This window comes from Phyllobacterium sp. GQ127, from assembly GCF_059758635.1.
Window position 1 is genome coordinate 1 of the sequence record NZ_JCAXDZ010000007.1, and the last position, 13,276, is coordinate 13,276.

Annotated in this window: 10 protein-coding genes; 8 read left to right on the top strand and 2 right to left on the bottom strand. The window is 52.6% G+C overall.

Going from position 1 to position 13,276, the window contains the following annotated elements:
- Both AC6CHM_RS20420 and AC6CHM_RS20425 read right to left on the bottom strand, forming a co-directional pair.
- Window positions 1-2,467: autotransporter-associated beta strand repeat-containing protein (locus AC6CHM_RS20420; RefSeq protein ID WP_498174488.1), on the bottom strand; the 2,467-nt coding region annotated here is incomplete at its 3' end.
- Between the two features lie 247 nt (window positions 2,468-2,714).
- On the bottom strand, window positions 2,715-3,878 hold the full coding sequence (locus tag AC6CHM_RS20425; RefSeq protein ID WP_307281925.1) for a dihydrodipicolinate synthase family protein: 1,164 nt from the start codon (window positions 3,876-3,878) through the stop codon (window positions 2,715-2,717).
- Between the two features lie 258 nt (window positions 3,879-4,136).
- Here AC6CHM_RS20425 and AC6CHM_RS20430 point away from each other — a divergent pair, with 258 nt between their 5' ends.
- The 8 genes from AC6CHM_RS20430 to AC6CHM_RS20465 all read left to right on the top strand — a co-directional run bounded on the left by AC6CHM_RS20430 (window position 4,137) and on the right by AC6CHM_RS20465 (window position 13,273).
- Window positions 4,137-5,174, top strand: a complete 1,038-nt coding sequence (locus tag AC6CHM_RS20430) for a LacI family DNA-binding transcriptional regulator (protein WP_307281928.1) — start codon at window positions 4,137-4,139, stop codon at window positions 5,172-5,174.
- Window positions 5,171-6,172 carry a Gfo/Idh/MocA family protein gene (locus AC6CHM_RS20435; protein WP_498174490.1) on the top strand — a complete coding sequence of 334 codons (1,002 nt, stop codon included), beginning with the start codon at window positions 5,171-5,173 and terminating at the stop codon, window positions 6,170-6,172. The genes AC6CHM_RS20430 and AC6CHM_RS20435 overlap by 4 nt, the downstream gene beginning before the upstream one ends.
- 18 nt (window positions 6,173-6,190) lie before the next feature.
- Window positions 6,191-7,792, top strand: a complete 1,602-nt coding sequence (locus AC6CHM_RS20440; protein WP_498174492.1) for an acyl CoA:acetate/3-ketoacid CoA transferase — start codon at window positions 6,191-6,193, stop codon at window positions 7,790-7,792.
- Window positions 7,785-8,564, top strand: a complete 780-nt coding sequence (locus AC6CHM_RS20445; RefSeq protein WP_498174494.1) for an enoyl-CoA hydratase/isomerase family protein — start codon at window positions 7,785-7,787, stop codon at window positions 8,562-8,564. The genes AC6CHM_RS20440 and AC6CHM_RS20445 overlap by 8 nt, the downstream gene beginning before the upstream one ends.
- Window positions 8,564-10,072 carry an aldehyde dehydrogenase family protein gene (locus AC6CHM_RS20450; protein WP_498174496.1) on the top strand — a complete coding sequence of 503 codons (1,509 nt, stop codon included), beginning with the start codon at window positions 8,564-8,566 and terminating at the stop codon, window positions 10,070-10,072. The genes AC6CHM_RS20445 and AC6CHM_RS20450 overlap by 1 nt, the downstream gene beginning before the upstream one ends.
- Window positions 10,073-10,177: 105 nt before the next feature.
- A complete protein-coding gene (locus tag AC6CHM_RS20455) occupies window positions 10,178-11,425 on the top strand; it encodes an ABC transporter substrate-binding protein (RefSeq protein ID WP_498174498.1) in 1,248 nt (415 codons plus the stop codon).
- 91 nt (window positions 11,426-11,516) lie between these two features.
- A complete protein-coding gene (locus tag AC6CHM_RS20460; protein WP_115054673.1) occupies window positions 11,517-12,395 on the top strand; it encodes an ABC transporter permease subunit in 879 nt (292 codons plus the stop codon).
- Window positions 12,392-13,273: a carbohydrate ABC transporter permease gene (locus AC6CHM_RS20465; protein ID WP_115054674.1), complete on the top strand. Its 882-nt coding sequence runs from the start codon at window positions 12,392-12,394 to the stop codon at window positions 13,271-13,273. The genes AC6CHM_RS20460 and AC6CHM_RS20465 overlap by 4 nt, the downstream gene beginning before the upstream one ends.
- Window positions 13,274-13,276: the final 3 nt, after the last annotated feature.

Consider the following 13,276-nt stretch of genomic DNA (forward strand, 5'->3'; position numbering starts at 1 on the left):
GCGTTGCCAATGGCTTGGCATCCGCATCAGCAGCAATGCCAGCGCTCTCAACCTCTGCCAGCTGTTTCTCCAGATCTTGAGTTTTTGCGCTCTTTACAGTCGGCGCGAGTTCAAAACCGAGTACCACCTGGGTCGCGGCATAGTTCAATTTCGGGTTAATGTAATTATAGCGCGACAAGACGCCGTCAAACTGGCCCGTAACACCATTGGCTGCAACGAGGATATTATAGCTTTTTGAGAGCAGGCTCTTGCCCATATCCTCAGTTAGAACTGCTAAATCATTTTCAAGCCGTATGTCGACCACACCGCCAAGAAGTTTTGCCGAACCTTGAACCGACAATTGATCCGCTTGAGAGAAATCATGTTTGATTTCGACGTCAAAAATGCTGCTCTTGTTAAAAGTGACATCCTTGCCAAGATGAAGCGTGCCAACCGAATTGCCCGGCGAAACCGTTGCGCCGGACTTTACAGTCAGATCACCTATTGTTCCGACACCGGAAATGCGGGAGCCACTGTCCAGCGTCACATCTTGCGCTGTGCCATCTACAGACAGACGCCCCAATCTTTTGACAGTGGTGTTGGAGGTAATTGCCGCTCCTGCCGCGATATTTAATTCGCCGCTTTCAACAATTGTCTCGCCCTTATAGGTGTTCTTCGCAAGCAGTGCGAGACGACCTGCACCCGTCTTTGTAAAGGGGCCAGATTGAAGAATAGGGCCGGAAAGGGTGAGGGCTTTTTCATTTTCGATTGTTCCGCCCTTGTCGGAGAGGAGAATAGACTTTGTCAGCTCCATCTCCTTTATCGTTTTCAAAGTGCCGCCGTCTAAATTGAGTTGCCCCTTGTCGTCGCCAAGACCTCGCTTCGAAGAAATTGCAAGCGTACCCCCAGAGACTGCCCAAGGCATAACAGCGTCTGTTTCACCCTCAAGTGTCCAGGTTCCGCTATCAATTTTCGAAAATGCGCCGAAACCGCGATACTGCGCTGCGCGGCCAATTTTGGAGACATCGAAGCTTGCTGCTTGCGTACCGCCTAGTTTCAAACTGATCGATTTTTTGGCTATTACGTTACCAATAATATTTGATTTGGCATGTAGAATAAGTGCGCCGTCCTCGGCCTTTTCGGAAAACTGTATGGCCTCGCCTTGTTGGTTGTCCGGGCCAAAACCGCCGGTGATAGTGCCATTATTGATGATCGTACTACCAGAACCCTTGCCAACATTGACCCCAAGGCTGTCTGTCCCCCTGATCGCTTCGGGCATGTCCGGTGTTTTCACAAGCGAGCGTATTCTACCGCCGTCACCACCACTTATGGTTCCGTTATTAATAAGAGTTCCTATAAGAGATACGCCTATACCACCTCTTCCCTGAGTGTTGGCATCGCCGTCACCACCCCGGATAGTACCATTATTGGTAACTTGACTGCCGGACATCGTTTCCATGCCAGCGCCGCCATCGCCAGAGGCCATGCTTGAATCACCTTGCCCGCCAATGCCCCCCAGAATGTCTTGATCATTAACTATAATACTGTCCCTGCGGCCAAGGACACCTGTTCCACCATTACCCCCGAGGCCAAATTTTGGTTTTCCGGCACCACTACCGCCAATGCCACCTTGAATCTTTCCTTTATTAAGCAGATCAGCAACGCTGGCACCGATGCCACCTTTGCCGCCTTGCCCATGAGCACCGATGCCATTGTTGCCATAGCCCGCATCACCGCCTAAGCCGCCTGTGCCGCCGATAATTGTGCCGTTATTTTCCAGCTTTTTTGCATAAATGCCGACGCCACCGTCTCCGCCTTTTCCGCCGTCTCCGCCATTGTGTTCCTCTGCAGAGGAATATTGTTTTTCGCCCGGAATATTAGAGGGATCATTGGTAGGAGCGGTTGATGTAATAGCATCACCATCGACTTCCATACCTTCGCCGCCTGAGCCACCTTTTCCACCAGTTCCGCCGGTTGCGGTCCCGTGAAAAGTCAATTCGTCCCTCTTCACGAAAATGCCTAGTCCGCCTACTCCACCGTAACCGCCTGAGCCACCTCTCATTTCAAGGTGTTTTCCGGAGTGGCCAACTTCCTCTTTCGTGTGGATATGGTGTTTTTTGCCGCCTTGCCCACCTATGCCACCATTACCCCCGATAACATTGCCATTATAGGTCGGATCGTTTGATTGCAAAATGGTTATGCCCACACCGCCCACACCGCCTGATCCTCCGGTTCCGCCAAGCTCCTCTTTGTCATCATGGCTATCATCTCCTACCTGACCGTTGTCTCCTTGTTTGCCGACCACACTTACGACTGGGGCAGGGTCTGCCTGGGCGAGAGGATTGAGGCAAAAGCAAGCGATCCCGGCAATTGATGCTAATTTTGCGGCCTTCCAAAACTTGAGATGGCCTGTTCTCTTCGAGGGAACGTAAGAACTATGGTACGAAAGGGGTGAGCGGTTTGAATTGCTCAAAAAGTCGATCTTCATAATGAACTCCGGAAATATGCAAAATTTAAAATAAACTTGGGACGGATGGTTAAACGTACTCCAGCACGTGCCTTTGCTGCGCAAATGGATCAGCGCGTTGACCTCCTTGGATTGGAAAGAGCTGACGAAAATTGACGATGCTTGAGCAGAAAATTCCGCCGTGCCGTCTATAGGAAATGCGTTTAGTTATTAAATAACATTACAAAAATCAATGCTCTTTTTGGCTTAGATGGTCGTTATCCCATTTTTACAATCCGTAGACCTGCATCAGGCTCGTCATGCGGGCCACTGCTAAATCAGGCTTGTCCAGAACGTTTGCCTGATCGGCGAGACGGAAAATATCCGCATAGTGAACAATGCCGCGTGCCGATTGCATACCTGCGGGCATGATGAAATGTGGCTGGTGGCCGTTGAGCCAGGCGAGGAATACAACGCCGGCTTTGTAATATTGTGTGGGGGCTTCGAAAATTTTGCGCGAGAGCGGAACAGTAGGCTCAATGATTGAACGGAATGCCTGTGTTTCACCTTTGGCGAGATGAGCTAGCGCTTTGGAGGCCGAGGGGGCTACCGCATCAAAAATGCCGAGCAAAGCATGGCTGTAGCGTTCCCCATCACCTTCTATCAGTTCCGCATAGTTGAAGTCATCGCCGGTGAAGCAGAGAACGCCTTCCGGCAGGCGTTTGCGCAGTTCGATCTCGCTGGCATTGTCGAGGAGGGAAATCTTGATGCCTTCGACCTTGTCTCTATTGTCATTGATAATCGCGAGCACTGTCTCCAGCGCCTTGTCGAAAGAGGAGGAACCCCAATAACCGGCAAGTTGCGGATCAAACATGTCACCCAGCCAATGCAGCACGACTTTCTCACGCGTCTGCGCGAGAATATTTCCATAGACAGCGCGATAGTCTTCCGCTGAGCGAGCTATGCGGGCCAGCGCTCTGCTGGCCATCATTACTGCGCGTCCACCTTCAGCCTCAATAAAATCAATCTGGGTTTCATAGGCGTCGATGACATCCTGAAGCGTCTTGGCGTTTTCGGGTGCAAGCTGATCTGTACCGGCACCGCAGGCAAGATCAGCACCCGGAACAGTGCGCGACTCTGCCAGTGACCGGCGGATTAACTCGCGTGCAACTGGCCAATCGACCCCCATGCCGCGCTGCGCTGTATCCATCGCCTCTGCAATCTTGAAACCAAGTGACCAGAGGTGGTGACGAAACGCCAAGGTTGCATCCCAATCAATGGCTGGCGAACCCCAAGGTGTCGAATCCCGAAGCGGATCAGAAACAATATGCGCAGCTGCGTATGCAATGCGATTGAAGACTGGCGGGCTGGCTGGAAAGGCAATTGGGGTGCCTATCAGCTTGTAATCGCAGATTGCACTATCCTGATCTGGCAACTTCAAGGTGTGGGTCATTGCTTGGCTCCCATCGAACAAGTCACAAATATTTTGGAACGATCCAAAATACAAGCAATAAATGGAAATTGGATGAAGGTCGGCGTGTAATGGGAGCGTATAGCCAAAAAGCTGCGGATTTTTGCCGAAGAATGCACGAAAATTCCCCAAAAATTTCTACCATAAATGGAATAATCGGTGTGTTAGGTTGTGTTAAATATTCACTTGACCTTTTTGGAACGTTCCAATTATATATCGCATAGGTTGGAGGATATGCTTTTGAGCCGAACCAGAACAAGCATCGTGGATATTGCGCGCGCCGCTGGTGTGTCGAAATCCACTGTGTCGTTGGTCCTCCAGAAAAGCCCTCTCGTCAGCGAGACTACCCGTGAAAAGGTCAATGCTCACATCAAGGAGCTTGGCTATATTTATAATCGCGGCGCCGCCAATCTTCGTCAGTCCAAATCGAAAATCGTTGGCATTGTCGTCAATGATTTGACCAATAGTTTCTTCGCCGAACTGGCCGTCGGGATGGATATGGTGGTTCAATCGGCTGGTTATGTTCAGTTCCTTGCCCATAGCGGCGAGAGCGTCGACCGCCAACGCGAGGTCATCGCTTCCATGCGGGAGAACGGTATTGCAGGGTTGATCCTGTCACCGGCGCGGGGAACAGAAGCTAGTGATATCAAAGCATTAGTGGGCGGCGACATTCCGGTTGTGGTCGTTGTGCGTAATCTGCCCGGCGCAAAAGTATCGACACTTCTGTCCGATAATTATGCCGGTGCAAAAGCGGCTGTGCGCCATTTGATCTCGCTGGGACATTCCCGGGTCGCCTTCATGGGCGGCTTCCAGGATACAGCCGTGTTTGGTGAACGACTTCGCGGATATCGCGATGCGTTGCAGGATGCGGGCATCGCGGCGGAAGAAAAATACACCATTCATTCGGCGCCTTCACGCGCTGGCGGAGTCGTCGCATTGGAGCGTCTAATGACTATTCCAGAGCGCCCAACAGCAGCACTATGCTTGAATGATGCTGTGGCTTTTGGTGTTTGCGATGGTCTGCGCGCCCATGGCCTTGAGCCCGGAAAATCCTTTGCAATCATAGGCTTCGATGATGTGATCGAGGCGAAGACTGCGGTGCCGGCACTGACAACTGTATCTGTTGATCCTCAGGGAATGGGCCAGCGAGCAGCCCAGCTGCTGCTCAAGCAAATCAATTCGGGGCAACGGGATCAGGAGGCGATCACGACTTCGGTACGGCTCGTCGTTCGCCAGAGCTGCGGTGCACCTGTAAAGCAATTGGAGGAAATAGAGTGATACGTTGGGGATTGATCGGGGCCAGCACGATTGCGCATGAATGGGTGATCGATGCAATCCGCGCCAATGGCGGCGAGATCGTTTCAGTCATGAGCGCCAATGCCGAGCGCGGTGCAAAATATGCCGCCGATCATGGCATTGCTCATTCGGTTACGGCGCTGGACGAATTACTGAGCGGACAACCCATTGATGCCGTTTATATTTCCACTACCAACGAGCTGCACAAAGATCAGGTTCTGGCTTCGGCAAAGGCCGGAAAACACGTGCTTTGCGAGAAGCCTTTGGCGACCAGTCTGGACGATGCGAAGGCGATGGTGGCCGCGTGCAAAGCTGCGAATGTTGTCTTCGCCACCAACCATCATCTGCGCAATGCCGCGACCCATACAGCCATGCGTGATGCGATTGCCGCCGGCAAGATCGGCAAGCCACTGGCGGCGAGGGTATTTCACGCTGTTTACTTGCCGCCGCATTTGCAGGGCTGGCGACTTGATCGCCCGGATGCGGGTGGTGGAGTCATCCTCGACATCACCGTACACGATACGGATACGTTGCGTTATGTTTTGGGCGATGATCCGGTAGAAGTCATTGCTTCCACTCAACAAAGCGGTTTGGCTAAGGCTGATCTTGCTGATGCCGTGATGGGCGTCATGCGCTTCAAATCCGGCTTGATCGCCATGTTTCATGACGGGTTCACAACCAAATACGCCGATACCGGATTCGAGGTGCATGGCACTGAAGGATCTCTCGTTGGCCGTAATGTGATGTCGCAAAAGCCCGTCGGCATCGTGACATTGCGCAATGCCGATGGCGAATTCGAATTAAAACTCGATCACCAAAACCTTTACGAAACTGGCATCGCCAAATTTCACGCAGCAATAGCCGGAAACGGCAAACCGGCAGCAGACGGCGAAGATGGATTTTGGTCGCTGGCTGCGGGTCTGGCTGTAGCGGAAGCGGCGAAAACCGGGGTGACCCAACCAATTGATCCTGGTCTTTGAGAAGAACGAAAAAGAAGTATGAACAAGCACATAACACCAGAACAGGCTGCAGAACTCATCCCTGATGGAGCCGTTGTCTCGGTATCTTCATCAAGTGGTCTCGGCTGTCCAGATCTGATGCTAAAGGCAATTGGTGCCCGTTTCAATGCAACGGGGCATCCGCGCGACCTCACCACGCTGCACCCAATCGCAGCCGGTGATATGAGTGGCATTAAGGGCGTCGATTACATTGCGAAGAAGGGCCTGCTGAAAAAGATTATCGGTGGTTCCTATCCGTCGGGACCTTCATCTTCTGAGCCGCCCTTGATCTGGCAAATGATCGGTAATGATGAGGTTGCGGCCTATAATGTTCCGTCCGGCATTCTGTTTGATATGCATCGCGAAGCCGCCGCCAAACGTCCGGGCGTATTGACCAAGATTGGTTTGGATACATTTGTCGATCCGGACCGGCAGGGCTGCGCTATGAATGCCTCAGCCGCGAAAGAAGCACTCGTCCGGAAGGTTAATTTCGAGGGTGAGGAATGGTTGTTCTTCAAGCCTGTTGTTCCACAGGTTGCGATCATTCGTGCCACGACTGCCGATGAGCGCGGCAATCTGACTTACGAACATGAGGGCGCCTATCTTGGTGGTTTTGATCAAGCATTGGCCGCGCGCAACAACGGCGGAATTATTATTGCGCAGGTAAAGCGAATTACCAAAAGCGGGTCCTTGAAGCCGCATGATGTGCGCGTGCCCGGCATTCTGGTCGATTATATTATTGTAGATCCAGATCAGAAACAAACCACGCAAACCATTTATGATCCGGCAATTTCCGGAGAAATTTCTCATCCGCTTGAGGATTTTGCCCTCGCTGATTTCGGCATTCAAAAAGTGATTGCACGCCGGGTTGCCTGCGAATTGGAGGCAGGCAGCGCCGTTAATCTCGGTTTCGGTATTTCAGCAAATGTGCCTCGCATTCTGCTTGAAGAAGGCCTGCATGGCACTGTCACTTGGGTGATCGAGCAAGGGCCGGTCGGTGGCATCCCGCTGCTGGACTTCGCATTCGGTTGTGCATCCAATGCCGAAGCTTTTGTTCCTTCACCGCACCAATTTACCTATTTCCAAGGCGCGGGCTTCGATGCATCGCTTCTTTCTTTTCTGGAAATCGACAAGTCCGGGTCGGTCAATGTTTCAAAGCTCAGTTTCCGTCCTCACGTTACGGCGGGTGCCGGAGGCTTTGTCGATATCACGGCAAGGGCAAAGAAGATTGTCTTCTCGGGCATGTTTAATGCCGGTGCGAAAGTCCATATCGAAAACGGCAAACTTGTTATCGAGAAGGAAGGCAAGCTTAAAAAGCTTGTCAACGAAGTCGAACATGTCACCTTCTCCGGCCGCCGGGCGATAGAACAGGGTCAGGACATCACTTACGTGACAGAACGCTGCGTTATGGTTCTACGGCCAGAAGGCCTGGTTTTGACGGAAATCGCGCCGGGGATCGATCTGCAAGCGCATATTCTCGATCAATCCGATTTCCCGCTGGTTGTTGCGCGCGATCTGAAACTAATGGACGCCCATCTGTTTGCCTCGGAGCCATTTGGTCTGAAACTGCCACAGAAAAAGCCGAGGACACTCCATGACTGAGGCTCGTATCCACGTTTCAATTGACGGTCATGTCGCAATCATAACCATTGCGCGGCCCGAAAAACTGAACGCTCTGGACATCGACATGTTGAAGGAGTTGAGCGCGGCTTGTGACACAGTTGAAGCTGATGGCCGGGTACGTGTCGCAGTCCTGACAGGAGAGGGAAAAGCGTTTTCCGCTGGCGGTGATATCAAGGCTTGGGCAGCAATGACGCCAAATGAATTCGGACATGCCTGGGTCCGTTTTGGTCATCGCGTTTTCGAGCGCCTTGCGACTTTGCGGATGCCGCTGATTGCAGCGCTTAACGGGCATGCACTGGGTGGCGGGCTCGAGCTTGCTGCGGTTGCGGATATCCGTATTGCAGAAACGCATATCAAGCTTGGTCTACCGGAAACTGGCTTGGGAATGATCCCCGGCTGGTCGGGCACGCAGCGCCTCACATTGCGGTTTGGCGCGCAGGCTGTGCGGCGGATGGCTTTGGGTGGCGAGGTTTTCAGTGCTGACGAAGGACACGCCCTAGGGCTTGTCGATCATGTGGTTGAAACAGGCACTGCGCTCGATACCGCCAAGGCTTATGCAGAACGCATTGCCAAACGCGGACCATCCGCCATCGAAGTGGCAAAACTCATGATCGCTTCTGCCAATGGCGAAGACAATGGAACAGCGGTCGAAGCCCTAGGCTCGATCCTCGTAGCAAAGACAGCGGACCTGAAAGAAGGTGTTTCGGCATTTACCGAAAAGCGTGAGCCCGCGTTCAAAGGAGAATGGTAATGACAGTTCTGGTACGTCCACAAGCACTTGAAAATTTCAAGGTGCGTGAATTCCAGATGCTGATTGATGGCAGATGGACCAATGGCGCTGCGGGCGATGTTATTGAGCGCAAAAGTCCGGGACATGGCGTTGTGGTCTCACGGTATCAGGCGGGTACGAAAGTTGACGCAGAGCGCGCAATCGCTGCCGCGCGCTCTGCGTTTGATACTGGCCCATGGCCGTATATGACGGGCGCAGAACGCTCTAATATATTGCTTAAAGCAGCCGATCTCATCGCTGCCCGTGCCGACGAGCTTGCTTATCTTGACTGCATTGAGTCAGGAAAACCGATAAGTCAGGCAAATGCCGAGCTTGGCGGTGCAGTGGATATCTGGCGTTATGCTGCTGCACTGGGTCGTGATCTTCATGGCGAAAGCTACAACACACTTGGTGACGGAACATTGGGCGTTGTCCTGCGCGAGGCTATTGGCGTTGTCTCCATCATTACGCCTTGGAACTTTCCATTCCTGATCGTCAGTCAAAAACTGCCATTTGCGCTTGCTGCGGGCTGCACCGCAGTGGTCAAGCCATCGGAACTCACATCGGGTTCAACTCTGCTGCTTGGCGAAATATTGATGGAAGCAGGCGTTCCTTCGGGTGTCGTCAATATAATTGTCGGAACAGGTCCTGAAGTTGGCGCGCCGATGACGACGCACCCCTATGTCGACATGGTTTCCTTCACCGGCTCGACCGGGGTTGGCAGGCTAACGATGGCGAATGCTGCACAGACTTTGAAAAAAGTATCGCTGGAACTGGGCGGCAAGAATCCCCAGATCGTATTCCCCGATGCAAATCTGGATGACTTTATCGATGCGGCTGTCTTTGGGGCTTATTTCAATGCAGGTGAGTGCTGCAATGCCGGGTCGCGCCTGATTGTCCATCGGGACATCGCGGATGACGTTGTGGCCCGCGTCGCGGCTTTGTCCGCTCGCGTGAAAGTCGGCGATCCGCTTGATCCTAACACCAAGGTTGGGGCCATTATCACGCCTGAACACCTGACGAAAATCAATGATTATGTTCGCAATGCCGCCTCGTCAGGAGCAGATATCAGCCACGGCGGCGAGCCGCTAAACCTGGGTATGGGGCAATTCATGTCGCCGACAATTCTCTCTGCGGTGAAGCCCGAAATGGCAGTTGCGCGCGAGGAGGTTTTCGGGCCCGTTTTATCAGTTCTGACATTCGATACTTTGGACGACGCGGTTCGTATAGCCAATTCCATTGACTATGGGCTGTCCGCAGGCGTCTGGAGTCGAGACTTCGACACCTGCCTGAGCGTGGGACGCCGGGTGCGGGCGGGTACGGTATGGATAAACACCTTCATGGATGGCGCATCGGAGCTGCCATTTGGGGGATACAAGCAATCCGGCCTTGGCCGGGAACTCGGGCGGCATGCCGTCGAGGACTACACGGAAACCAAGACATTGAACATGCATATAGGTAGTAGGAAAGTAGTATGGTCGACCAATTAAATCGATTGTAAGAGCCATTCTGCATGCTGTATGAATGTTCCGGACTTGGGGGAACTTCAGTCGGTTTGTTGGATTTTTATCTCTTTTTTCTCACGGGAGGACTAAATGAAAAAGTTGATGAATACTGTTGCCGCAGCAGCCATGCTGATGGGTGTTGCAACAGCAGCTCGCGCTGCTGAAAACGTTGAGGTTCTGCACTGGTGGACATCCGGTGGTGAAGCGACAGCACTGGAAGTGCTGAAGAAGGATTTGGAAGGCAAGGGTATCAGCTGGTCTGATATGCCTGTCTCTGGTGGTGGCGGTACAGAAGCCATGACAGTTCTTCGTGCTCGCGTCACAGCGGGAAATGCTCCGACAGCGGTGCAGATGCTGGGTTTTGACATTCTCGATTGGGCAAAGCAAGGCGCGCTGGGCAATCTCGATGAAGTTGCAGCGAAAGAAAAATGGGACGATGTAATCCCGACAGCTCTGCAGAAGTTCTCGAAATATGACGGCCATTGGATTGCAGCCCCGGTAAATGTGCATTCGACCAACTGGATCTGGATCAATAAGGCCGCGCTGGACAAGGCCGGTGGCAAGGAACCTGCAAACTGGGACGAGTTGATTGCTCTTCTCGACAAGTTCAAGGAGCAGGGCATTACACCAGTCGCTCATGGTGGTCAGCCTTGGCAGGACGCGACGATTTTCGATGCTGTCGTTCTGTCGCTCGGCAATGACTTCTACAAGGCCGCATTCATCGATCTTGATCCGGCTGCTCTGGGCGGCGAGAAAATGAAGGAAGCTTTCGACCGCATGACCAAGCTGCGCAGCTACGTGGACGATAATTTCTCCGGTCGCGACTGGAATCTTGCGTCCGCCATGATCATCGAGAACAAGGCCGGCCTTCAGTTCATGGGTGACTGGGCAAAGGGTGAATTTGTCAAAGCCAAGAAGGAGCCAGGCAAGGATTTTGTTTGCATGCGCTTCCCCGGCACCCAAGGGTCTGTGACATTCAACTCTGACCAGTTTGCAATGTTTAAGGTCAGTGAAGAAAAGGCCAAGCCCCAGCTCGTTATGGCTTCGGCAATCGAAAACCCTGTCTTCCAGTCAGCGTTCAACGTGGTCAAGGGTTCTGCTCCTGCCCGTACCGATGTTCCGGACACAGACTTTGATGCTTGCGGCAAGAAGGCGATCAAGGATCTTGCCGAAGCCAACAAGGCGGGCACGCTCTATGGTTCGATGGCTCACGGCCATGCCAACCCGGCTGCCGTGAAGAATGCGATTTATGACGTGGTAACACGCCAGTTCAACGGCGATCTGTCGTCTGAAGATGCTGTCAAGGAACTTGTTGCAGCCGTTGACGCTGCCAAGTGAGCATACATCTCTGTTCGGGGCGATTTCGCCCCGAACAGTTTTCCGCAATTGCGCGGCAGCGATAATAATACTTAATTGAAGGGGTGAGGCTATGGATACCCGCAGCCGCATACAGGACCTTATACCGAAGCTGGTATTAGGACCGAGCTTCCTGATCATATTGATTTTCGTCTATGGGTTCATTGCCTATACGGGCGTCTTGTCCTTTACGGACAGCAAAATGCTGCCCACTTATGGATTCGTCGGTTTGGAAAATTACCGCAAATTGTGGGCCCTGCCGCATTGGTGGCGCGCCATCACCAATCTCGGCATTTTCGCCTCCTTATACATTATTATTTGCACGGTTATCGGGCTTGGTTTGGCTATTCTGCTGGATCAGAAAATCCGCATTGAAGGTTTCCTGCGCCCGATTTATCTCTATCCCATGGCGCTATCCTTCATTGTGACCGGCGTTGCATGGAAATGGTTCCTCGATCCGGGCATCGGGCTTGAAAACACCATGCATCAATGGGGCTGGGCGAGTTTTTCCTTCAACTGGATCAAGGATTCAAAGATGGCGATCTATACGGTTGTCATTGCAGCTGTGTGGCAATCGTCAGGCTTTGTCATGGCCATGTTCCTCGCAGGGCTACGCGGTGTTGATAATGAAATCATCAAGGCGGCACAGATCGATGGCGCATCGACCAGCATGATTTACCGCCGTATCATCATTCCGCTGATGCGCCCCGTGTTTCTTTCCGCTTTCGTCGTGCTCGCCCATCTTGCTATCAAGGCTTACGATCTGGTCATAGCATTGACAGGCGGCGGACCGGGGCAGGCCACCGAATTGCCTGCAACCTTCATGTATTCCTATACATTCACTCGTAACTCGATGGGCATAGGGGCGTCGTCGGCAATCATCATGCTGATCATGATCTTTTCGATCATTGTTCCCTATCTTTATTCGGAAATCCGGGGAGGCAACAAATGAGTGCTCCCAGCCCCGATAATGCGATCTCTAGCGGCAAGCTTACGCGTATTCTCATTTATGCGGCATTGTTGTTGTTCGCGTTTTACTATCTCCTGCCGCTATATGTAATGGTGGTGAATTCGCTCAAGACGCTTGATGAAATCCGGCAGGGTGGGATGTTGTCTCCGCCGCGCGAATGGACAATCGAGCCTTGGCTGTCCGCTTGGTCAACCGCCCAGATCGGCGTGCAGCCAACGGGCCTTCGGCCTTACTTTATCAATTCGATTATCATGGTTGTTCCCGCCGTTGCGATTTCGACAATCCTCGGCGCATTGAATGGCTACGTTCTGACAAAGTGGAAGTTTCGCGGCTCGAATGTAATGTTCGGCATGCTGCTCCTCGGTTGCTTCATACCATTTCAAATCGTGCTCATTCCGATGGCGCGTGTCCTCGGCATATTAAACATGGCGGGCACTATTCAGGGATTGATTCTTGTTCATGTCATTTATGGGCTGGGATTCACGACGCTGTATTTCCGCAATTATTATGAAGCATTTCCAACAGAACTTGTGCGTGCTGCACAGATAGATGGCGCGAGCTTTTTCCAGATATTCCGGCGCATTCTGCTGCCTTCCTCTGGCCCGATCATTGTTGTGTCGGTGATCTGGCAATTCACCAATATCTGGAATGACTTTCTTTTTGGTGCGTCGTTTTCCGGATTCAGCAGCACGCCCATGACGGTTGCCCTGAACAATCTTGTCAACTCATCCACGGGTGTGAAGGAATATAACGTGCATTTCGCTGGCGCCATTCTCGCTGCGCTGCCAACTCTCATCGTCTACATCGTCTCCGGACGCTATTTCGTCCGCGGCCTCATGTCCGGCGCCGTGAAGGGATAATTC

What these genes read in the sequence shown, in the direction of transcription:
- AC6CHM_RS20445 (WP_498174494.1), top strand. Translation starts at nt 7,785, where the DNA reads ATGACTGAGGCTCGTATCCACGTTTCAATTGACGGTCATGTCGCAATC.
- AC6CHM_RS20450 (WP_498174496.1), top strand. Translation starts at nt 8,564, where the DNA reads ATGACAGTTCTGGTACGTCCACAAGCACTTGAAAATTTCAAGGTGCGT.
- AC6CHM_RS20425 (WP_307281925.1), bottom strand. Translation starts at nt 3,878, where the DNA reads ATGACCCACACCTTGAAGTTGCCAGATCAGGATAGTGCAATCTGCGAT.
- AC6CHM_RS20465 (WP_115054674.1), top strand. Translation starts at nt 12,392, where the DNA reads ATGAGTGCTCCCAGCCCCGATAATGCGATCTCTAGCGGCAAGCTTACG.
- AC6CHM_RS20460 (WP_115054673.1), top strand. Translation starts at nt 11,517, where the DNA reads ATGGATACCCGCAGCCGCATACAGGACCTTATACCGAAGCTGGTATTA.
- AC6CHM_RS20440 (WP_498174492.1), top strand. Translation starts at nt 6,191, where the DNA reads ATGAACAAGCACATAACACCAGAACAGGCTGCAGAACTCATCCCTGAT.
- AC6CHM_RS20455 (WP_498174498.1), top strand. Translation starts at nt 10,178, where the DNA reads ATGAAAAAGTTGATGAATACTGTTGCCGCAGCAGCCATGCTGATGGGT.